Origin of the sequence: Bradyrhizobium sp. 1200_D9_N1_1 (assembly GCF_052075915.1) — a bacterium.
Taxonomy (GTDB): Bacteria; Pseudomonadota; Alphaproteobacteria; order Rhizobiales; family Xanthobacteraceae; genus Bradyrhizobium; species Bradyrhizobium diazoefficiens.
This window is the reverse complement of sequence record NZ_CP197226.1, coordinates 8,973,556-8,993,104: the sequence shown is the minus strand read 5'-3', so window position 1 is coordinate 8,993,104 and position 19,549 is coordinate 8,973,556. Positions and strand designations below refer to the sequence as shown.

At 65.6% G+C, this 19,549-nt stretch carries 19 protein-coding genes; 10 read left to right on the top strand and 9 right to left on the bottom strand.

The window, feature by feature from the left end; all coding sequences use genetic code 11:
* The first annotated feature begins 9 nt into the window (after positions 1–9).
* From ispG to AB5K84_RS42495, 4 genes are all read left to right on the top strand, one after another.
* A complete protein-coding gene (gene ispG / locus AB5K84_RS42510) occupies positions 10–1,293 on the top strand; it encodes a flavodoxin-dependent (E)-4-hydroxy-3-methylbut-2-enyl-diphosphate synthase (RefSeq protein WP_011083758.1) in 1,284 nt (427 codons plus the stop codon).
* A 138-nt stretch (positions 1,294–1,431) separates the two neighbouring features.
* On the top strand, positions 1,432–2,328 hold the full coding sequence (locus AB5K84_RS42505) for a TauD/TfdA dioxygenase family protein (RefSeq protein ID WP_028172619.1): 897 nt from the start codon (positions 1,432–1,434) through the stop codon (positions 2,326–2,328).
* A 185-nt stretch (positions 2,329–2,513) separates the two neighbouring features.
* Positions 2,514–3,851, top strand: coding sequence for a Rieske 2Fe-2S domain-containing protein (locus tag AB5K84_RS42500; RefSeq protein ID WP_011083760.1), 1,338 nt, complete (start codon positions 2,514–2,516; stop codon positions 3,849–3,851).
* A gap of 3 nt (positions 3,852–3,854) precedes the next feature.
* The gene (locus AB5K84_RS42495; protein ID WP_038965197.1) at positions 3,855–4,658 is read left to right on the top strand and encodes an N-acetylmuramoyl-L-alanine amidase; all 804 of its coding nucleotides are present in this window, start codon (positions 3,855–3,857) and stop codon (positions 4,656–4,658) included.
* Between the two features lie 31 nt (positions 4,659–4,689).
* On the opposite strand, the gene AB5K84_RS42490 is transcribed toward AB5K84_RS42495, so the two are convergent.
* The 3 genes from AB5K84_RS42490 to AB5K84_RS42480 form a co-directional block, all read right to left on the bottom strand.
* Complete coding sequence (locus AB5K84_RS42490) at positions 4,690–6,300, bottom strand: Na+/H+ antiporter (protein WP_011083762.1); 1,611 nt, start codon at positions 6,298–6,300, stop codon at positions 4,690–4,692.
* A 45-nt stretch (positions 6,301–6,345) separates the two neighbouring features.
* A complete protein-coding gene (gene bla, locus AB5K84_RS42485; RefSeq protein WP_038965202.1) occupies positions 6,346–7,227 on the bottom strand; it encodes a class A beta-lactamase in 882 nt (293 codons plus the stop codon).
* Positions 7,228–7,415: 188 nt separating this feature from the next.
* Positions 7,416–7,790, bottom strand: coding sequence for a nuclear transport factor 2 family protein (locus AB5K84_RS42480; protein ID WP_011083764.1), 375 nt, complete (start codon positions 7,788–7,790; stop codon positions 7,416–7,418).
* 94 nt (positions 7,791–7,884) lie between these two features.
* On the opposite strand from AB5K84_RS42480, the gene AB5K84_RS42475 reads away from it, so the two are divergent.
* Both AB5K84_RS42475 and AB5K84_RS42470 read left to right on the top strand, forming a co-directional pair.
* On the top strand, positions 7,885–8,313 hold the full coding sequence (locus AB5K84_RS42475) for a GFA family protein (protein WP_028172624.1): 429 nt from the start codon (positions 7,885–7,887) through the stop codon (positions 8,311–8,313).
* Positions 8,314–8,460: 147 nt separating this feature from the next.
* A complete protein-coding gene (locus tag AB5K84_RS42470; RefSeq protein WP_441232752.1) occupies positions 8,461–10,278 on the top strand; it encodes a caspase family protein in 1,818 nt (605 codons plus the stop codon).
* 48 nt (positions 10,279–10,326) lie between these two features.
* Here AB5K84_RS42470 and AB5K84_RS42465 read toward each other — a convergent pair whose 3' ends face one another.
* Both AB5K84_RS42465 and AB5K84_RS42460 read right to left on the bottom strand, forming a co-directional pair.
* The gene (locus AB5K84_RS42465) at positions 10,327–11,013 is read right to left on the bottom strand and encodes a DUF1345 domain-containing protein (protein ID WP_011083767.1); all 687 of its coding nucleotides are present in this window, start codon (positions 11,011–11,013) and stop codon (positions 10,327–10,329) included.
* Between the two features lie 7 nt (positions 11,014–11,020).
* Positions 11,021–11,944, bottom strand: coding sequence for a polyprenyl synthetase family protein (locus AB5K84_RS42460; protein WP_011083768.1), 924 nt, complete (start codon positions 11,942–11,944; stop codon positions 11,021–11,023).
* A gap of 161 nt (positions 11,945–12,105) precedes the next feature.
* Here AB5K84_RS42460 and mtgA point away from each other — a divergent pair, with 161 nt between their 5' ends.
* From mtgA to AB5K84_RS42445, 3 genes are all read left to right on the top strand, one after another.
* Positions 12,106–12,780, top strand: coding sequence for a monofunctional biosynthetic peptidoglycan transglycosylase (gene mtgA, locus AB5K84_RS42455; RefSeq protein WP_028172627.1), 675 nt, complete (start codon positions 12,106–12,108; stop codon positions 12,778–12,780).
* Between the two features lie 168 nt (positions 12,781–12,948).
* The gene (gene rpmF, locus AB5K84_RS42450; protein ID WP_007598106.1) at positions 12,949–13,131 is read left to right on the top strand and encodes a 50S ribosomal protein L32; all 183 of its coding nucleotides are present in this window, start codon (positions 12,949–12,951) and stop codon (positions 13,129–13,131) included.
* 158 nt (positions 13,132–13,289) lie between these two features.
* Positions 13,290–13,934, top strand: a complete 645-nt coding sequence (locus tag AB5K84_RS42445) for a hypothetical protein (RefSeq protein ID WP_028172628.1) — start codon at positions 13,290–13,292, stop codon at positions 13,932–13,934.
* Between the two features lie 202 nt (positions 13,935–14,136).
* Here the strand turns inward: AB5K84_RS42445 and AB5K84_RS42440 are convergent, their stop codons facing one another.
* Complete coding sequence (locus tag AB5K84_RS42440; RefSeq protein WP_038965203.1) at positions 14,137–14,397, bottom strand: hypothetical protein; 261 nt, start codon at positions 14,395–14,397, stop codon at positions 14,137–14,139.
* Between the two features lie 221 nt (positions 14,398–14,618).
* Here AB5K84_RS42440 and AB5K84_RS42435 point away from each other — a divergent pair, with 221 nt between their 5' ends.
* The gene (locus tag AB5K84_RS42435) at positions 14,619–16,313 is read left to right on the top strand and encodes a bifunctional diguanylate cyclase/phosphodiesterase (protein WP_038965204.1); all 1,695 of its coding nucleotides are present in this window, start codon (positions 14,619–14,621) and stop codon (positions 16,311–16,313) included.
* Positions 16,314–16,355: 42 nt separating this feature from the next.
* Here AB5K84_RS42435 and AB5K84_RS42430 read toward each other — a convergent pair whose 3' ends face one another.
* The 3 genes from AB5K84_RS42430 to AB5K84_RS42420 all read right to left on the bottom strand — a co-directional run bounded on the left by AB5K84_RS42430 (position 16,356) and on the right by AB5K84_RS42420 (position 19,519).
* Entirely contained in the window at positions 16,356–17,864 is a 1,509-nt protein-coding gene (locus tag AB5K84_RS42430; RefSeq protein ID WP_011083773.1) for a tripartite tricarboxylate transporter permease, read from the bottom strand.
* 4 nt (positions 17,865–17,868) lie between these two features.
* The gene (locus AB5K84_RS42425) at positions 17,869–18,354 is read right to left on the bottom strand and encodes a tripartite tricarboxylate transporter TctB family protein (RefSeq protein ID WP_038965205.1); all 486 of its coding nucleotides are present in this window, start codon (positions 18,352–18,354) and stop codon (positions 17,869–17,871) included.
* Between the two features lie 187 nt (positions 18,355–18,541).
* Complete coding sequence (locus AB5K84_RS42420) at positions 18,542–19,519, bottom strand: tripartite tricarboxylate transporter substrate binding protein (RefSeq protein WP_011083775.1); 978 nt, start codon at positions 19,517–19,519, stop codon at positions 18,542–18,544.
* Positions 19,520–19,549 lie beyond the last annotated feature (30 nt).

Below are 19,549 nucleotides of genomic sequence, written 5' to 3'. Positions count from 1 at the left end.
TTGGACCCCATGAACAAGCTCGAAAACACCATCGATTCAGACATCGCGGGCCCCGCGCCCCGGCACCGGACCACCCAGGTCAAGGTCGGAGACGTCGCCGTTGGCGGCGGTGCGCCGATCGTCGTGCAGTCGATGACCAACACCGACACCGCCGATATCGACGGCACCATCGCCCAGGTTGCAGCGCTCGCGCGCGCCGGCTCCGAAATGGTCCGCATCACCGTGGATCGCGAGGAGGCCGCGGCCGCCGTCCCGCACATCCGTGACGGCCTCGCCAAGCGCGGCATCACCACGCCCCTGATCGGCGACTTCCATTATATCGGCCACAAGCTGCTCGCAGCCTATCCGGCCTGCGCCGAGGCGCTCGCCAAGTACCGCATCAATCCCGGCAATGTCGGCTTCAAGGACAAGCGCGACACCCAGTTCGCCGATATCATCGAGATCGCGAACAAGAACAGCAAGCCGGTCCGCATCGGCGCCAATTGGGGTTCGCTCGACCAGGAGCTGCTGACCAAGCTGATGGACGAGAACGCCGCGTCCGCCAATCCGCGCGACGTGCGCGCGGTGACGCGCGAGGCCATGGTGCAGTCGGCACTGCTCTCGGCCGCGCGCGCCGAAGAGCTCGGCATGCCCAAGGACCGCATCATCCTCTCCGCAAAGGTCTCGGCGGTGCAGGATCTGATCGCGGTCTACCAGGATCTCGCATCGCGCTCCGACTACGCCATCCATCTCGGTCTCACCGAGGCCGGCATGGGCTCGAAGGGCATCGTCGCCTCTTCGGCCGCGCTCGGCATCCTGCTGCAGCAGGGCATCGGCGACACCATCCGCATCTCGCTGACGCCGGAGCCCGGCGGCGACCGCACCCGTGAGGTGCAGGTCGGCCAGGAGCTCCTGCAGACCATGGGCTTCCGCACCTTCGTGCCGCTGGTCGCGGCCTGCCCCGGCTGCGGCCGCACCACCTCGACCACGTTCCAGGAGCTGGCGCGCTCGATCCAGGATTTCATCCGCGACGAGATGCCGGCCTGGAAGACGAAATATCCGGGTGTGGAAGAGCTCAACGTCGCGGTGATGGGCTGCATCGTCAACGGCCCCGGCGAATCCAAGCACGCCAATATCGGCATCTCCTTGCCGGGCACCGGCGAAGCGCCGGCCGCGCCCGTCTTCGTCGACGGCAAGAAGTTCCGCACGCTGCGCGGCCCGACCATTTCCGACGACTTCAAGGCGCTGGTGATCGACTACATCGACCAGCGCTACGGCCAGGGCGCCAAGGTACCGGTGACCGCGGCGGAGTAGTCGTTCCCAAACATTGGAATCGTGAGGCGGGTTCGCGAAGCGTAACCCGCCTTATTTTTTGCGCGGGTCGTAGCCCAGATTGCGCTTCGCTCCATCCGCGCTACGATGTCTCCAATCAAAATGATCGGGAGACACGCCATGAGCTCACTCGCCGGCAAGCAGGGTCCGCGCTATCGCCACATGGCCGAGGACGGCGCGCCTTACGAAACCATCGCGGTCGAAAAGCTCACACCGATCATCGGCGCGGAAATCTCCGGCGTCGACATCGGCAGGCTCGTCTCCGATGACGTTCGTTCCAATCAACAGATGGACGAGATCCATCGCGCGCTCGCGGAAAATCTCGTCATCTTCTTCCGCGACCAGCACATCTCGCCACAACAGCATCTCGCCTTCGGCCGCAAGTTCGGCGAGCTGCATTTCCATCCCGCAGCGCCGCACGAGGACGAAGACCCGGCACTGATGAAGATCTATGCCGACAAGAACTCGCCGCGCGCCAACGGCGAGGGCTGGCACTCCGACGTGTCCTGCGACCTCGAGCCGCCGATGGGCTCGATCCTCTACATCAAGCAGTGCCCGCCCCGCGGCGGCGACACGCTGTTCGCCAACATGTATGCGGCCTATGAGGCGCTGTCGGATCGCATGAAGGCCTATCTCGACGGCCTGACCGCACTGCATGACGGCGAGCCGATCTATCGCGGCCTCTATGCCAACTATGGCGTCGCCGATCGTCCATCCTATCCGAACGCGGAGCATCCGGTGCTGCGCACGCACCCGGTCACCGGCAGGAAGGCGCTCTACGTCAACCGCGGCTTCACTCGCCACATCAACGGCATCCCGCGCGACGAGAGCGACGCGATGCTCGCCTATCTCTACCAGCACGCCGAGAACCCGCTGTTCCAGTGCCGCTTCCGCTGGACCGAGAACGCCATCGCCTTCTGGGACAACCGCTGCACCCAGCACCGTGCGATGTGGGACTACTGGCCGCACACGCGCTCGGGGACACGGGTGACGGTGAAGGGGGAGCGGCCGGTTTAGGCATGGCTGCCGTAGGGTGAAAATGGCGCGTCAGCGCCGTGCCCGCCATCTCGCTGTGCATGCAACAGGACGGTGGGCACGACGCGCGAAGAGCGCGCCTTTGCCCACCCTACGAAACCGTTCTTGCGTTGACGTCGTCTCACGTCCGCGCCAATCTTCCCAAAAACAAATCGGGAGGATTTTCCATGCTCCGCGCAGAGGACAATAAATTCCTGACCGAGTCCGGCCCCGGGACGGGCATGGGCGAGCTGCTGCGCCGCTTCTGGATTCCTGTGCTCCTGTCGAAGGAGCTTCCTGAAGCCGATGGCGAGCCGAAGAAGATCGTCGTGCTCGGCGAGGAGCTGCTCGCCTTCCGCGATTCGCGCGGCGTCGTCGGTGTCATCGATCAATACTGCCCGCATCGCGGCGCCAATCTCTGGCTCGGGCGCAATGAGGAATGCGGCATCCGCTGCGTCTATCACGGCTGGAAGTTCGACACGGACGGTCGCTGCGTGGACATGCCGACCTCCTATCCCGATCTCAACGCCAAGGATCTCATCCGCATCAAGTCTTATCCGGTGCGCGAATGGGGCGAGATGATCTGGGCCTATATGGGCCCGGCGGACGTCATGCCCGAGCTGCCCGATCTCGAAATGGCGATGCTGCCGGCCTCGCATCGTTACGTCAGCAAGAAATGGCAGGACTGCAACTGGGTGCAGGCGCTGGAGGGCTCGATCGACACCGCGCATTTCACCTTTGCGCATCTCTCCTTCGACAAGGAGGAGAACGAGATCCTCGACATCAAGAAGCATTTTGTGAATCCGATCGCGCGGATGTCGAGCGACCACATGCGCTGGATCGCCGAGGACCCGCGGCCGGTGATCAAGATCGCCCCGCACGACGCCGGCCTCTCCATTGCCGGTGGCCGGCTCACCGGCAGCGACAACATCTATTGGCGGATCGCGCAGTTCCTGATGCCGTTCCACGCCTACGCACCGAGCGCGATGCCGGGCGAGAACATCTTTGGCCAGACCTTCGTGCCGGTCAGCGATACCAATTGCTGGATCTACACCTACGCCTGGAATCCGGAGCGGCCGCTGACGCAGGCCGAACGCGACGCCTATGACCGCGGCAATGGCGTGATCGCGGAGGTCGACGACAATTACGTGCCGCTGCGCCACAAGGGCAACGACTATCTGATCGACCGCAAGCTCCAGAAGACGAGGAGCTATACCGGCATCAAGGGCGTCTCCGAGCAGGACGCCGCCGTGCAGGACAGCCAGGGGCCGATCGCCGACCGCACCCGCGAGCATCTCGGCCCGACCGATCTCGGCATCATGCATTTCCGGAAAGTCGTGATGGATCTGGCCCGCGCGCTCCAGCGCGGCGAAGCGCCGCCGCAGGCCGCGCATCAGGATCGCTACGCGGTGCGCTCCGGCGCCTGCGTCACCAGCAAGGCCAAGGACCTGCCCGCGGTGATGCTGGAACGTTTTGGCGATGTCGCGGGCTTCGTCGGCCGTCCCAAGGTCGCAGCAGCGGAGTAGCGCTTGGGCCAATTGCGCAGCATCATCGCCGGATTGGTCGCGTCGACCCTGCTGTCGTCGCTTGCCCCTGTCGAGCGCGGACATGCCGCTGCCGCGCGAACAATGACGAAGCCGCCGGCGTCATCGGCCAAATGCGAGATGCCGAAATTCCGGATCGTCGTGGATGTCGGGCACACCCCGGACTCCTATGGCGCGCTGAGCGCACGCAATGATCCGGAATTCGGCTTCAACTTCCGGCTCGGACGGCTGATCACGGCGAAGCTCAGGGACCAAGGCTTTGCCGCAGCCCGCCTGCTCGTCACTGACGGCAAGGCGCGGCCGAGCCTGTTCAAGCGCGTCAGCGCCGCGAATGACGGTCGGGCCGATCTCCTGCTGTCGATCCATCACGACTCGGTGCCGGACAAGCTGCTCGAGACCTGGGAATTCGACGGCGCGATGAGCTATTTCAGCGATCGGTTTTCAGGCCATTCGCTGTTCGTCTCCGAACGCAATTCGCACTTCGCCACCAGCCTGTTGCTGGCCCGGATGATCGGCCGGCAGTTGAAAGAGCAGGGCCTGCACTATGCCAGCCAATACACCTTGCCGGAGATGGGGCGCTACCGGCGCCAGTTGCTGGACAGGGATTTCGGTGTCTACCGCTACGACGGGCTCGTCGTGCTGTCGCGAACGAACAGCGCCGCGGTGCTGCTCGAAGCCGGCTCGATCATCAACCGCGACGAGGAGATGGCGATGAACTCCCTGGAGCGGCAGGAGCTGATCGCGGGAGCCGTCGCGGCGGCGATGGGGAAATTCTGCGAGAAGTGGTAGCTTGCGCAGCCGGTTCAGCAATGACGAGAAGCTACAGCGGCACGCCCCGATACTCCCGGTTCGCCAGACTCGCCTCCTCCAGATCCAGATCCCGCTCGATCCGGCGCCGCGTCTCGTCGGTGATCTGGCCGTCGCGCAGGAGGTCGTGGATGAATTTTCGTTCGGCGGCGATCAGCTCGCGGGTCAGCGCGGTGCCGGCGGCGGAGACGTCGTGATGGGTGGGATCGAGTGAATCAGGGAGCTGGTTGACGCGGATCTCGTGGCGGGCGCGCAGCAGCCGCATCACCTCGTCCGACACCTCCTTCGCCTCGGTCAGCGCATCGAGCGACTTCAGCGCAGCGTCGAGCGCCTGGCGGCGTGCCGCGATCTCGGCCTCATGCTCGGCGACATGCTCGTTGCGGCCGGCTTCGGCGACGCCGAGCCAGCGCACCACCGGCGGCAGCGTCAGTCCGACGCCGATCAGCGTGACGAAGATGACGCCGAAGGCGACGAACAGGATCAGGTCGCGATACGGAAAGGCATTGCCATCAGGCAGCGTGAACGGCAGCGCCAGCGCCGCCGCCAGCGACACCGCGCCGCGCACGCCGGTGAAGGCGAGCACGAACGGCCATTGCCATGGCGGCGACGGGTCGCGCTTGCGCAGCGATTTGGAGAGGATCCGCGGCAGATAGGTCGCGGGATAGAGCCAGGCGAAACGCGCGGTCACAATGATCGTCAGCACGACGGCGGTCGCGATGAGAATGTCGTCGAGCGGGAACGCCTTCGATTTCTCGTAGAGCGCGCGCATTTGGAAGCCGGTGAGCAGGAACAGCAGGCCCTCGATCAGGTAAATGATGAGGTCCCAGAAGAAGATGCCTTGCAGGCGCGTCGCCGAGGAGATCAGCAGCGGGCCGTTCCAGCTCACATAGAGGCCGCAGGCGACGGTGGCGATCACGCCGGAGCCGCCGACATGCTCGGGCAGCCAGTAGGAGACGTAAGGCGTGATCAGCGACAGCGTCAGCTCGACCTGCTGATCTTTCGCCCATCTGCGGAAGCGCAGGGAAAGCCAGCCGACGCCGATGCCGAAGGCGATCTCTCCGGCGATAATGAGGACAAACTCGCCGGCCGCCATCGGAAGCGATAGATGGCCGACCATGATGGCGGCGAGCGCGAAGCGGTAGAGGATCAGCGCGGTGGCGTCATTCGCGAGCCCTTCGCCTTCGAGTATGACCAGGAGGCGGCGCGGTATGTTGAGCCGTCGCGCGATCGCGAGCGGCGCCACCACGTCGGGCGGCGCGACGATGGCCCCGAGCAGGAAACCGATGGCCCATGGCAGGCCGATCAAATAGTGCGTGGCGGCCGCCACCATCGCCGCGGTGAAGATCACCGCGCCGACCGCGAGCAGCACGATCGGGCGCAGATTGTTCCGGAACTCCCGCCAGCTCATGGCGACGCTCGCCGAGTAGATCAGCGGCGGCAGCACCATCAGCAGCACCAGCTCCGGCGGCAGTTCCACCGGCGGCATGCCCGGCACGAAGGCGAGGCCGACGCCGGACAGCATCAGCAAGATCGCAGGCGCGATGTTGAAACGGCGGGCGACGAGCGCGGTGCCCGCCAGCACCGCGAGCAGGATGAGGAAGGTCTGGAATTTCGCTGCGATCATGGCCTGTCTTCGCCCGGAAGCGGCCAAGAGGTCAATGCGGGGGCCTTACGCCAGGCGCCCTGCCACCATGCGTCCGATGCGCGCGAACACGGCCTCGATCTGCGGGGCAGTCGGCGAGCCGCCCTGGGTGTAGGCCGCGATCAGGATCGGCGCATCGGGCTTAGTATCGGGCTTAGTATCTGGCTTGGGCCAGGCGACCGCGATATCGCCCGATGCGTCCTTGCCGTTGTTGCCGGTCTTGTCGCCGATGGTCCAGCTCGCGGGCAGGCCGCCGCGCAGCCGGTTCGCACCGGTCTTGCAGCCCACCATCCATTCGGTGAGCTGGGCGCGCGACGCCGGCGACAATGCCTCGCCCGTCACCAGTCGCCGCAGATTGCCGGCCATCGCCGCCGGCGTCGTGGTGTCGTGGGGATCACCGGGCGGAGAGCGGTTGACCTCAGGCTCGTTGTGGTCGATCCGTGAGGTGGTGTCGCCAAGCGATCGCCAGAACGCCGTGAGGGCGGCCGGCCCTCCGATCCGTGCCAGCAGCAGATTGGCGCAGGTGTTGTCGCTGAGCTCGACGATCGCCTTGCACATCTCGGCGACCGACATCTTGCCGGCCGCGAGATTTTGCTTGGCAACAGGCGCATAGCTCAGAAGGTCGGCCTGGCCGTAAGGGATCACGGCCGCGAGCTGCTCCTGGCCGCGATCGACCCGCGCCAGCACGCAGGCCGCGAGCGAGGCCTTGAATGTCGAGCACATGACGAACCGCTCGTCGGCGCGCCAGGCGATCTTCGCGCCGGTCGCCAAGTTTTCCGCATACAGCCCGATCCGTCCACCGCTTTCGCGCTCATAGGCTTCGAGCTCAGGCGGCGCGTCGGCGGCGAGCACGGGAGTGGCGGCCATCCAGCACAGCGAGGCGAGGAGGGAGCGGCGGTCGAGCAGCATGGGGGACCTTTGGGACAGATGGAACAGGGGGAGGGAAGGTCGCGCACGATTGTCCCACCATTGCGAGCGTAGCGAAGCAATCCAGTGTGTTTCCGCGGAGAGATTCTGGATTGCTTCGCTACGCTCGCAATGACGGAGGATGGGCATCGAGCGCGGCAGATATTGGGCAGCGGGAGATTGAGGCTCCCTCACTCCCTCAGGTCATACCGGTACGATTTCGACACGATCTGCCAGCCGTCGGCGAGCTTCATCGCCACCAGATAATCGGTGAAAAAACGTGGCGGCAGTTGGCACCGGACCTTGATGAAGGCGGTCTTGTCGTCCGAACGGTCGATGGTGACGATGAAATCCTCGCGCGGCTTGCCTTCCGCCTTGGCCGAGGGGCGCTTGCGCACCCAGGCGAGCCAGTCCGGCACGGTCAGGATCTTCAGCTCGCCCTTTTCCACCCAACGCAGATCGGCGGACGGATGGAAGACGTCGCCGAGCTTGTCGGCGTCGCCCTCGTAGAGCCCGTCAAAATAGCTTTGCACGACGGCCTCGACGCTCGAACGATTCTGGCTCATGGGTCATCCCTTTGAATGATGGCTCGGCGGGAATTTAGTCGTACGCATAAAAATGCGCTATGGGTGTGTCAACCATTTGCACGCAGGCGTTGCCATGACCGGATCAGAAAATTCGAATGCTCGTATCCTCACCGGCGAATGCTACTGCCGCGCCGTGCGCTACGAGGTCGCGGACCAATTCTCTTACGCCATGAACTGCCACTGTTCGAATTGCCGTCGCACCACCGGCTCCGCCTTCAAGCCGTTCGCCGGCATCGCGCAAGAGAAGCTCCGCATCGTCCGGGGTGACGACCAGCGGATCATTTTCGGGGACGACACCACCCATGACGCCCACTGCGCCCGTTGCGGCTCGCTGCTTTATTCCCGGGTGCGCGACGGAAAATGGGTTCATGTCGCCATGGGAACCCTGGTCGATGCCCCCTCGATCCGGCCGAGCGCCCACATTTTCGTCGGCTCGAAGGCGCCCTGGCATGAGATTACGGACAATCTGCCGCAATATCGGGGGCACGTCGGGGACGGATAAGGGAACCCAGCCGGGACCCCAGCGAACCGCGATGGCGCTGGCGCGACAAACCAAAGGGGGCATTCGATCTGACAAGCACCGGCGCTGGAGCCTGCTAGAACGATCCCAAAGGGGGCTCGAACGGCCCTGAACTTCGGAATTCGTGTCATGCGCAATTTGCTCAGACTTTGCCCGCTTCTCCTCGCCCTCGCGCTGCTGTTCGGCGCAGAACCTGCTTTTGCCGGAAAGCGCGTGGCGCTGGTGCTGGCCAATTCGGCCTATCAGCACGCGCCGTCACTCACCAACCCTGTCAATGACGGTTCGGTGATCGCGAAGACGCTGAAGGATGCCGGTTTCGACATTGTCGATTCCCGGCACGATCTGTCGGCCCTCGAGACGCGGCGCGTGCTGCGCGACTTCGCGGACGCGACCCGCGATGCCGACATCGCCGTGGTCTACTATGCCGGTCACGGCATCGAGGTCGAAGGCTCCAATTATCTGATCCCTGTTGACGCCAGGCTCGAGCGCGATACCGACGTCTATGACGAAGCACTCTCGCTCGACCGCGTCCTGGTCGCCGTCGAACCCGCCAAGCAGCTCCGCCTGGTGATCCTGGATGCCTGCCGCGACAATCCGTTCGGCAAGACCATGAAGCGCTCGGTGGCCTCGCGCGGCATTGGCCGGGGCCTCGCCCAGGTCGAGCCGACCAGCCCCAACACGCTGATTGCCTATTCGGCCAAGGCCGGCTTCACGGCGCAGGACGGCGACGGTGCCAACAGCCCGTTTACGGTTGCGTTGTCGAAGCACCTGACGACGCCGGGCCTCGATGTCCGCCGCGCCTTCGGCTTCGTGCGCGACGACGTGCTCAAGTCGACCGGCAACAAGCAGGAGCCGTTCGTCTATGGCTCGCTCGGCGGCGACGACGTCCCGCTGGTGCCGGTCAAGGTGGCGGCTGCAGCGTCGCCCGTGGCGAACCCGCAGGCCGACATCCGCCGCGACTATGAGCTCGCACTCCAGGTCGGCAACAGGGCGGCATGGGACGCCTTCCTCGCCCAGCATCCGGACGGTTTCTATTCCAGCCTCGCCAAGCTTCAGCTCGAGAAGATCGGTGCCGAGCAGGCCCATGCGGCGGCGATCGAGAAGGCGAAGCAGGCCGAGGCCGAGCGCGATCGTCTTGCCGCCGTCGGCGCGCAGAAGGATGCGCAGCTCAAGGCTGCGGCCGATGCGAAGGCCGCCGAGCAGGCGCAGCTTGCCGCCCAGAAGGCAAAGGAGCAGGCGCAGCAGCAGGCGGCCGCCGCCGAGCAGCAGCGCGTCAACCTCGCCGCCGCGGCCCCGAGCGCTGCGCCGGCCAGCACGGCGAGCCCCGCCGGGACCAACGTTGCGTCCCTGACGCCGGCGACCACGCCGGCCGATCTCAGCCGCTCGGTCCAGACCGAGCTCGGCCGCGTCGGCTGTTTCTCGGGCCAGGCCGACGGCAACTGGAACACGTCCTCGCAGCGGTCGCTGTCGCAGTTCAACCGCTATGCCGGCACCAAGCTCGACGTGAAAGTGGCGAGCACCGATGCGCTCGATACGGTCAAGTCGAAGCCGTCGCGCGTCTGCCCGCTGGTCTGCGAGCACGGCTTCAAGGCCGACGGCGACAAGTGCACCAGGATCGTCTGCGGCGACGGCTATGCGCTGAACGACGACAACGAATGCGAGAAGAAGCGCGCCGGCAAGCCGACGGCTTCCAAACCTGCGACCTCGCGGCGTGACGACAGCGAGGATCGCCCGGCACGGCAGCGTCCGCAGATCGGCGCCGCGGGCGGCCTCGGTGGCTTGGGCGGCGACGCTGCCGGCATCGCGACCGGTGCGCGGCGCGCCTCAGGCGGCGGGCAGGTCTTCTGCACTAATGGCGGCTGCCGTCCGGTCAACCGCGGTTGCCATCTCGAGTATCGCGGTGGCGGCGGCCCCGGCAACGATGCCAACGCCGAGGTGTGTAATTGAAGCCGAGATGATTCCACATGGTCGTCGTGGCGAAAGCCAGGACGACATCTAAGTCGCAATCGCGCTCGCCGCGATGTTCACCGTCAGCGCCAGCAAGGCCGTGTTGTAGATGAACGAGATAATGCCGTGCGCGGTCGCGGTGCGGCGGATGGTCTTGTCGGTGATGCCGACATCGGAGACCTGCGCGGTCATGCCGATCACGAACGAGAAATAGACGAAGTCCCAATAATCGGCGTGATCTTCCTTGTCGCCGCTCGGGAATTGCAACCCGCCCGGCGGGTGCCGATAGTAATCATGGGCGTAATGCAGCGCGAAGGTTGTATGCACGGCGGCCCATGACAGCGCGATGGTGGTGATCGCGATCGTCAGCTCCGTGGCGCCGCGATGGGCGCCGAGTTCGGCGACGATCGCCGCGATGCTCGCGAATGCGCCGATCGCCGTCACCAGCAGGATCACGAAGCGGCCGTCGTCCTGCATCGCAGCGTTGCGGCGGATGTGCTGGTGGTCGTTGTTCAGCATCATCACGTAGACCAGCACCAGATAGGCCGCGATCAGCGCATCCCAGCCGAGCACGAGCCGCGTCGCCAGCCGCAGGGAGCCGGGCAACAGCAGGCAGACCAGAATGCCGAAGCCGAGTGAAATGAAAGTCCGCGGCCGCGCGTAAATCACGCGCATCGGCCGCGACATTCTCTGGAAGCGCGCGAGGACGGGATCTTCCTTGTCGATGCCCGTCATCGCCCGGTCAGTTCTTGCGCTCGGCGACGAACCGCGCGGCGGCTTGCAGCACGGCGGCGCGGTCGCCGAAGATCGAGACCGCGCTGTCGGCCCGCGCGAGCAGGTCGCGCACGCGCTGCTTGGCGCCTTCGATGCCGAGCTGGGTGACGAAGGTGGTCTTGCCGAGCGCAGCATCCTGGCCCGAAGGTTTGCCGAGCGCCGCGGCATCGCCTTCGACGTCGAGCAGATCGTCGGCGATCTGGAAGGCTTCGCCGAGCGCGCGGCCGTAATCGTCGAGCGCCTGATATTCCTTGGCCGTGGCCTGGCCGAGAATCGCGCCGGCGATGCAGCCGTAGCGCAGCAGCGCGCCGGTCTTCATCTGCTGAATGCGGGCGACATCGATCGGCTCGTTGCCGCCGAAACGGCCTTCGCCTGCGAGGTCGAGAATCTGGCCACCGACCATGCCGCCGATGCCGGCGCAGCGCGCCAGCGCGCGCGTCAGCAGCAGCCGTACATTGGCGTCGCGATGGATCTCGTCGCGGGTGACGATATCGAAGGCGAGCGTCAGCAGGCCGTCGCCGGCGAGGATCGCGGTCGCGTCGTCGGTCTTCTTGTGCAGGGTGGGCCGGCCCCGGCGCAGGTCCGAATTGTCCATCGCCGGCAGGTCGTCATGGATCAGCGAATAGCAGTGGATGCATTCGAGCGCCGCACCGGCGAGCAGCGCCGCCTCGCGCGGCACGCCGAACACGGCTGCGCTTTCAACCACCAGGAACGGCCGCAGGCGCTTGCCGCCGTTCAGGCTCGAATAGCGCATTGCGTCCATCAGTCGCTTGGGACGGGCGATTTCATCGGGCAGGATGTCGTCCGCGAGGAGGCGCCCGAGCAGGGCCTCGGTATCATCAGCGGTCTTGTCCAGACGTTTGGCGAAATCGGACGGGGACGTGCCGGTCATCAAGAAGGGCTCCAGAACTAAAATTCGGCGGGACAATCCTTTATGAGCCCGCCTCAGTCAATCGTTTGGAAGGCCTAAAAAGTGCTGGAAAAGACCCGAATTATCACAGACTTAATGGCTGGGCCCGTGGCTGCGTTTCATTTTGCGCCGGAAAGGTCGATTTGCGCATCGTTAAAATCCTGCTGGTAGCGCTCGCGGTCGTGGTTCTCGCGCCCTATGTGATCGCGCCGTTCTACCGCACCGGCCATCCCGTTTCGACGCTGATGGCCTGGCGCAGCTTGCGGGGCGCGCCGATGCAGCGGGAATGGATCGATCTCGCGGCCATGTCGCCCTACCTGCCGCGGTCGGTGGTGGCGGCCGAGGACGCTCATTTCTGCAAGCATCACGGCATCGATTGGGGCGCGTTGCGCGAGGCGATCGACGACGCGAAGGAGGACGGCACCGCCTTCCGGGGCGCCTCCACCATCACCCAGCAGGTGGCGAAAAACCTGTTCCTCTGGCAGGGGCGGGACTTCATCCGCAAGGCGCTGGAATTCCCGCTGGCGTTGTGGATCGATTTCGTCCTGCCCAAGCCGCGGATCCTGGAAATTTACCTCAACATCGCCGAGCTCGGTCCGCAGGGCCAGTTTGGGGTGGAGGCGGCCAGCGCCTATGCGTTCGGTAAATCGGCCGCCAGCCTCTCCCCCCGGGAGGCGGCACTTCTGGCCTCGATCCTGCCGAATCCAGTCAAACGCAGCGCCAGGACCCCCGGACCGGGCGTCCGGCGGCTCGCCGGGACCTATGTGGCAAGGGCGCAGGCCTCGACGCTTGCGACCTGCTGGCGAGAAAATCGCTGATTTCGGGCCCTTTTCGGGCGCATTTTCCGGCCCAAGAGCCTAGCTTTGCGGCCAGCCTTCCTCTATAAGCGCGGCCTTGATCGGCATTCAGCTCGCCTCGTATTGCGGGTGCTGAGCCGTCCCTCGCGGACGATGCCCTGATGACACCAATCCCTAGAGGATACTGAAATGGCCGTTCCGAGAAGAAAAACCTCGCCGTCGCGCCGTGGCATGCGCCGCTCGGCAGACGCCATCAAGAAGCCGACCTATGTGGAAGACAAGGACTCCGGCGAGCTCCGTCGTCCGCACCATCTCGACCTCAAGACCGGCATGTACAAGGGCCGTCAGGTCCTGAAGAAGAAAGAGTCCTGAGGTCGGACTCTTCTTCGGGCAGGGTTATCCTCAATCAGGATGACGTGACCTGCCTGATTTCGGCCAACCCATGAGATATGACGGTGACGGCGGCGGAGCGAATGCTTCGCCGCTGCATTGTTCTGTCCGGATATCTTGATCGAGAAGGCATTTCGCCGATGGTCGGTTTCCCGCTGCTCCTGATTCCGCTCGCGGTCTACAACATCATCGCCTTCCTGATGCCCAGCGTGTCCTTCTCGGACGTGCTGTTCAAGGTGCCGATGATCACGGGCGAGACTTGGCCGGTCACGCTCGCCGATCTGATGCTTGCGCTCGGTATCGTGCTGCTGCTGCTCGAGGTGGTCAAAGGCGCGCGGCCCGGCTCGAAATTCCTGATGGATCATCTGCTGTCGCTGATCGTGTTCGGCGCGGCCGCCGCCGAATTCGTGATGTGGCCCAAATTCGGCAACTCCACCTATTTCCTGCTGGTGCTGCTCGCGATGGCCGATTTCCTCGGCGGCATCGCCCAGCGCACGCGCCGCCGCGTCACCTATGTCGCCGAGACGACGGTGCCCGCGCCGCGCAAGGCCAAGCGCCAGGCCGAGGCGCCGGCGGATGACGTCGCGTCCGAGCCCAAATTCGAGCCGGTGTCGGCACCGCAAGCAGCCCCGGTGCCGCCCGCGCCCACCGCGCAATCGGTCGCCGAATCCGTGCTGATGGACCATCCGGCGCCGAAGCCGGTGAGCCCGCCCTCGCCGGAAATTCCCTCGCCGCATCTGCAGCCGGGCAATGGCACGCCGTCGTCGCCGGACACGCCGCGCTGATCGAGCGCGTTACCCCTGTTGCCGCTTTGACGGTGTGCTCCCTCTCCCGCTTGCGGGGGAGGGTTGGGGAGGGGGTGTCTCCGCAGAGGGAATCCCCAAGAGGAGAGAGCCCTCACCCGCCGCGCTCTTCGAGCGCGTCGACCTCTCCCGCAGGCGGGAGAGGTGCAGCGAGCGTGAGGCAACAATTGTCCTGCAAGTTGGATTAAGCCACCTGCCGCGTGCGCGCGCTGACGCTTCCGAGCGGGCGCTTGCTGCCATAGGCCATCCGCGCATCTTCAGGGGAGGCGCGGCGGAGCCGGCTGGCCTGGGGCAAATGCTCGGCATTGGCGATGAGTTGGGTGACGAAGCTCGGATCGGGGCGAGGCAGCGGCGCCTTGATAACCCACTGCAACGTCGGCAGCAGCGGCACGAGGGCCGAGCCTGTGCCGTAGTCCGCCAAGTCCGATCGATCAGTACTCAACATCGCAATCACCGTTGATCCGGCGAAGATCGTCGCGTTTCGGGACGCGGGCGCCGGTGCGAGTCACGTACTCGCAAGGCCTATGCCGGCCGGGCCGGTTTGGTTCCGCGCTGCCCCGAAACATGGTTTCCAAATTGTTTATCAACTTTGCCTAGGGTTGGGGGCGAATCTGGCTCTATCCTGTGCCGGCTCAGGACTCCCCGCTGTCCCGAAATGAGGCGATTTTGACCCCCGCATTGCCACAAGCCTCCGACATCCTGGCCGCGCTCGGCCAGGCCGTGTTCGCCTGGGACATCGCCAGCGACGTCATCGTCTGGGGGGAGCACGCCGGCGCCGTCTTCCCCGGCATCCCCGCCGAGCGGCTCGCGACCGGCGCCGAATTCGCCAAGCTGATCGAGCCCGCGCCGTCGCTGCGGACCGCCGCGCTGGCGCAGACATCCGCCGTGCACGGCGCCGACGGCACGCCCTACCGGGTCGAATACGGCGTGCGCATGAGCACCTCCGATCCCGTGGTCTGGGTCGAGGAGACCGGCCGCTGGTTCGCCGGCCCCGACGGCCGCCCGGTCCGCGCGATCGGCTCCGTCCGCATCAACAATGAGCGCCACGCCCGCGACGAGGAATTGACCAGGCTGGCCCGGCTCGATCCGCTGACCGGCGAGCTCAACCGCTCGCATCTGATCGCGGCGCTGGCCGAGGCGATCGAGGAGACGACCCGCTTCCGCTCGACCTCGGCCTTCATGCTGGTCGGCATCGATCATCTCGCCCGCGTCAACGACGCCTTCGGCTTCGACGTTGCTGATGCCGTGATTCTCGATGTCGGCAAACGCATTCGCGCGCGGCTGCGCGGCGGCGACGTGCTCGGGCGCTTCTCCGGCAACAAGTTCGGCCTGATCCTGAAGAACTGCACCATCGACGACATGAACGTCGCCGCCGAGCGTTTCCTCGCCGGCATCCGGGACGAGGTGGTGCCGACCAAATCCGGCCCGGTCTCGGTCACCGCGTCGATCGGCGCGGTCAGCGTGCCGCGCTATGCCCGCAACACCGACGAGGCGGTCAACCGCGCCCATGAGACGCTGGACGCCGCAAAGCGCCGCCGCGCCGGGTCGTTTGCAGCGTGGCGTCCGGATGCCACGCGCGACGCGCAGCGCCGCGTCAACATCCGCGTCACCGACGAGATCGTCACCGCACTGAACGAGCGCCGCATCAAGCTCGCCTATGAGCCGGTGGTCTCGGCCGTCTCGCGCGAGCGCGCATTCCATGAATGCCTGGTGCGGATGGACCAGGGTGACGGCCAGGTGCTGCTCGCGCCCGACATCGTGCCGGTTGCCGAGCGCCTCGGCCTGATCCGCCTGGTCGATCACCGCGTGCTCGAGCTCGTGGTCGCCGAGCTTGCGGCCGCGCCCGATGTCAGTCTCAGCCTCAACATCTCGCCGGACACCACCATGGATCCGGACTGGTGGGCGGGAATCGAGTCGCTGATGCTGGCGCATCCCGGGGTCGCCGAGCGGCTGATCGTCGAGATCACCGAGACGGTCGCGATCCAGGACATCGACGATGTCCGCGGCTTCGTCACGCGGCTGAAGAATTTCGGCAGCCGCATCGCCATCGACGATTTCGGCGCCGGCTACACCTCGTTCCGCAATTTGCGCAAGCTCGGCGTGGACATCGTCAAGATCGACGGCGCCTTCGTGCAGAACATTACCCGTTCCGCCGACGATCGCGCCTTCGTGCAGACCCTGATCGATCTCGCCCGCCGCCTCGATATCAAGACGGTGGCCGAATGGGTGCAGGACGACGAGGCCGCAAACATGCTGCGCGACTGGGGTTGCGACTACATCCAGGGCCGTCTGATCGGGCTGGCGTCAGCCGAACGCCCGTGGAGTGCGCCGCCGGACAGCGCGCTGCCTGCGGCGGGGTAGGAGTTCATCGTTTAATCGCGCTGCGATCTCGCTTCCCCTCCCTCACGCTCCCTCATCCAGCGCCACCAGCTCGCGCTTCCTGCGCAGCGACGGCAGCAGCGGGGCGACCAGCAGCGCCAGCGCCAGCGCAAGGCACGCCGCCGAGATCGGCCGCTGCACGAAGGTCCAGAGATCGCCCTGCGACAGGATCAGCGACTTGCGCAGATTGTTCTCCAGCATCGGTCCGAGCACGAAGGCGAGCACCAGCGGTGCCGGCTCGTAGCCGAGCTTGCGCATGAAATAGCCGATGATCCCGAACGCGATCATCACGTAGACGTCGAACACGTTGTTGCTGGAGCAGTACACGCCCAGGATCGTGAACAGGATGATCAGGGGAAAGAGGATGTTGTAGGGCAGCTTCAGGAGCTGCACCCACATGCCGATCATCGGCAGATTGAGGATCAGCAGCATGACGTTGCCGATATACATGCTGGCGACGATGCCCCAGAACAGGCCGGGGTTTTGCGTGATCAGCAGCGGCCCCGGTTGCAGGCCGTGGATGACGAAGGCGCCGAGCAGCAGCGCCATCACCACGTTCGGCGGGATGCCCAGCGTCATCAGCGGAATGAACGCGCCGCCGGCCGCCGCGTTGTTGGCGGATTCGGGGCCCGCGACGCCCTCGATCGCGCCATGGCCAAACCGTTCCGGCGTTTTCGACAGCCGCTTCTCCAGCGCATAGGACGCAAACGAGGCCACCACCGCGCCGCCGCCGGGCAGGATGCCGAGCAGGAAGCCGAGCAGCGTGCCGCGCGCGACGGGGCCGGCGCTGGCCTGCCAATCGGCCTTGTTCGGCAAGAGCTGCGTGATCTTGGCGTTGATGATGTCGCGCTTGATCGCCTGCTCGGTGTTGAGCAGCACCTCGGCGACGCCGAACAGGCCCATCACCACGGGCACGAGGCCGATGCCGTCGATCAGCTCCATGCGGCCGAAGGTCAGGCGCGGCTGCGCCGTGATGCTGTCGAGCCCGATCAGCCCGAGCACGACGCCGATGCACGCCATCAATAGCGCCTTCGGCATCGAGCCCTGGGTGAGGAAGGTGAGCACCACGAGGCCAAGCACCATCAGGCTGAAATACTCGGCCGGGCCAAATGCGATCGCAATGCTGGCAAGTCTCGGCGCCACCAGCATCAGCGCCACCAGCGCGAACGTGCCGGCGATGAAGGAGCCGAAGGCGGAGATGCCGAGCGCGGGGCCGGCGCGACCCTGCTTGGCCATCTGGTGGCCGTCGATGCAGGTCACGACGGAGGCCGCCTCGCCGGGGATGTTGACCAGGATCGAGGTGGTCGAGCCGCCATACATCGAGCCGTAATAGATGCCGGCCATCATGATGATGCCGGATTCCGGCGTACCCGACAGCGTCACGGGCAGCAGCAGCGACATCGCCGAGATCGGCCCGATGCCCGGCAGCACGCCGACCAGCGTGCCGATGAAGACGCCGATGAAGCAATAGAGCAGGTTGATCGGCAGCAGCGCGACGCCGAACCCATGCGCGACGTTGACGAGCGTATCCATGCGATCAGCCGATCCCGAACAGGCCGGAGGGCAACTGGATCAGGAGCAGGCGCTTGAGCACCCACCACATGCCTGATGGCACCAGCACGGCGATCGGGATCGCCAGCGTCCAGCGCACCGGATCGATCAGCCGCAACATCAGCAGCAGCAAGGGGATCGACGACAGCAGAAATCCCAGCGGCTCCAGCGCGAAGGAGAACGCGACGAGGCAGGCGATGACGAGCAGCGGCTTGCCCCAGCGCACATTTTCCCAGCGCGAGGCCAGCGTCGGCCCGCCCTCGGCGACGGCCGAGACGATGATGGAGGCCGCGAACACGCACATCAGGATGCCGGTGTAGAACAGCACGTAGCCGGAGCCGGGATCGTTGATCGTGCCGAGCTTCAGCCTCAAGCCCTGCCAGATCACAAAGCCGCCGAGCCCGAGCCCGATCAGCCCGCCCCAGAGTTCGGAGTTGGAGAGGCGGAGTTTGACGTTGGTTTGGTCGCCCATGTGAACCACTCCTAGACCACCGTCACCCCCGCGCAACGGCGAAGCCGGTGTCGCTGAGGCGGCCGCTTCTTCAGCGGCCCTCGAAGGGCGACGGTGCCCGTGTCCATCCTTCGAGGCGAGCCGCAAGGGCGGCCCGCACCTCAGGATGACGTCAGAATTTGCAGTAGCCCAAGTTGTTCTCGCGATTCTACTTCTTCGCGAGCCCGAGCGTGTCGATCACCTTGCGCTCGGACTCCGTGACCTCGACGACGAACTTCCTGTAGTCCTCGGTGTTCTTGTAGTTCGGCACCATGTCGTACTTGGCGAGCGTGGCGATCACCGCGGGATCTTCGACGGCCTTCTTGAAGGCGTCGTGCAGCTTGGCGACGATCTTGGGGTCCATGCCCTTCGGGCCGGCGATACCGAACGGGGAATCGTAGACCATGGGGTAGCCGAGCTCCTTCAGCGTCGGCACGTCGGGATAGTTCGGCGATCGCGCGCCGGTCCACACCATCAGAAGCTTCAGCTTGCCGGCATCGACCAAGGGCCGCCATCCCGTGGAATCGGCCTGGAGCATCGTGTGCTGGCCCAGCACTGCGGCGTTGGTCTCGGCGCCGCCCTTGAACGGCACCTGCGTGAGCTTGATGCCGGACATCGCCGCGATCTGCTCCATGCCGATATGGAGCGAGGTTCCGGTGCCCGGTGTCGCATAGGTCACCTTGCCCGGATTCGCCTTCGCGAACTCGACCACGTCCTTCCAGGACTTGAACTGCGACTCCGCGCTGGTGGTCACGCCGAACGTGTAGCCGGTGAGGTGAATGATATAGGTAAAGTCCTTCGCCGGGTCCCATGACACGTCCTGCATCAAGGGCAAGCGGAAGACGGTGATCGGGATCTGCGAGATGGTGTAGCCGTCCGGCTTGGCGGCCGCTGCCATGGTCGCGGGGCCCACCGTGCCGCCGCCGCCGGCCTTGTTGTCGATCACGATCGGCTGTCCCAGCACTTTCGAGGCGCTGTCCGCGATCGCGCGCATCGAGATGTCGGTCGAGCCGCCGGCCGGCCATGGCACGATCAGCGTGACCGGCTTGCTCGGATAGTCCTGCGCGCCGGCCGCGGTCGCGAGCAGCGCTCCCACGGCAATATGTATGGCGGCGAATACAGCCGTCCTCAGCCCATACCGCGACATCGGGTTACCTCCCCCGCGGCGGCCTCGTTC

Coding starts and splice junctions, on each gene's coding strand:
- AB5K84_RS42460 (WP_011083768.1), bottom strand. CDS start 11,944: ATGACCGGCACGTCCCCGTCCGATTTCGCCAAACGTCTGGACAAGACC.
- AB5K84_RS42490 (WP_011083762.1), bottom strand. CDS start 6,300: ATGATCGCAGCGAAATTCCAGACCTTCCTCATCCTGCTCGCGGTGCTG.
- AB5K84_RS42470 (WP_441232752.1), top strand. CDS start 8,461: ATGCGCAATTTGCTCAGACTTTGCCCGCTTCTCCTCGCCCTCGCGCTG.
- ispG (WP_011083758.1), top strand. CDS start 10: ATGAACAAGCTCGAAAACACCATCGATTCAGACATCGCGGGCCCCGCG.
- AB5K84_RS42500 (WP_011083760.1), top strand. CDS start 2,514: ATGCTCCGCGCAGAGGACAATAAATTCCTGACCGAGTCCGGCCCCGGG.
- bla (WP_038965202.1), bottom strand. CDS start 7,227: ATGCTGCTCGACCGCCGCTCCCTCCTCGCCTCGCTGTGCTGGATGGCC.
- AB5K84_RS42480 (WP_011083764.1), bottom strand. CDS start 7,790: ATGAGCCAGAATCGTTCGAGCGTCGAGGCCGTCGTGCAAAGCTATTTT.
- AB5K84_RS42420 (WP_011083775.1), bottom strand. CDS start 19,519: ATGTCGCGGTATGGGCTGAGGACGGCTGTATTCGCCGCCATACATATT.
- AB5K84_RS42475 (WP_028172624.1), top strand. CDS start 7,885: ATGACCGGATCAGAAAATTCGAATGCTCGTATCCTCACCGGCGAATGC.
- rpmF (WP_007598106.1), top strand. CDS start 12,949: ATGGCCGTTCCGAGAAGAAAAACCTCGCCGTCGCGCCGTGGCATGCGC.
- AB5K84_RS42445 (WP_028172628.1), top strand. CDS start 13,290: ATGGTCGGTTTCCCGCTGCTCCTGATTCCGCTCGCGGTCTACAACATC.
- AB5K84_RS42440 (WP_038965203.1), bottom strand. CDS start 14,397: ATGTTGAGTACTGATCGATCGGACTTGGCGGACTACGGCACAGGCTCG.
- AB5K84_RS42465 (WP_011083767.1), bottom strand. CDS start 11,013: ATGACGGGCATCGACAAGGAAGATCCCGTCCTCGCGCGCTTCCAGAGA.
- AB5K84_RS42505 (WP_028172619.1), top strand. CDS start 1,432: ATGAGCTCACTCGCCGGCAAGCAGGGTCCGCGCTATCGCCACATGGCC.
- AB5K84_RS42425 (WP_038965205.1), bottom strand. CDS start 18,354: ATGGGCGACCAAACCAACGTCAAACTCCGCCTCTCCAACTCCGAACTC.
- AB5K84_RS42430 (WP_011083773.1), bottom strand. CDS start 17,864: ATGGATACGCTCGTCAACGTCGCGCATGGGTTCGGCGTCGCGCTGCTG.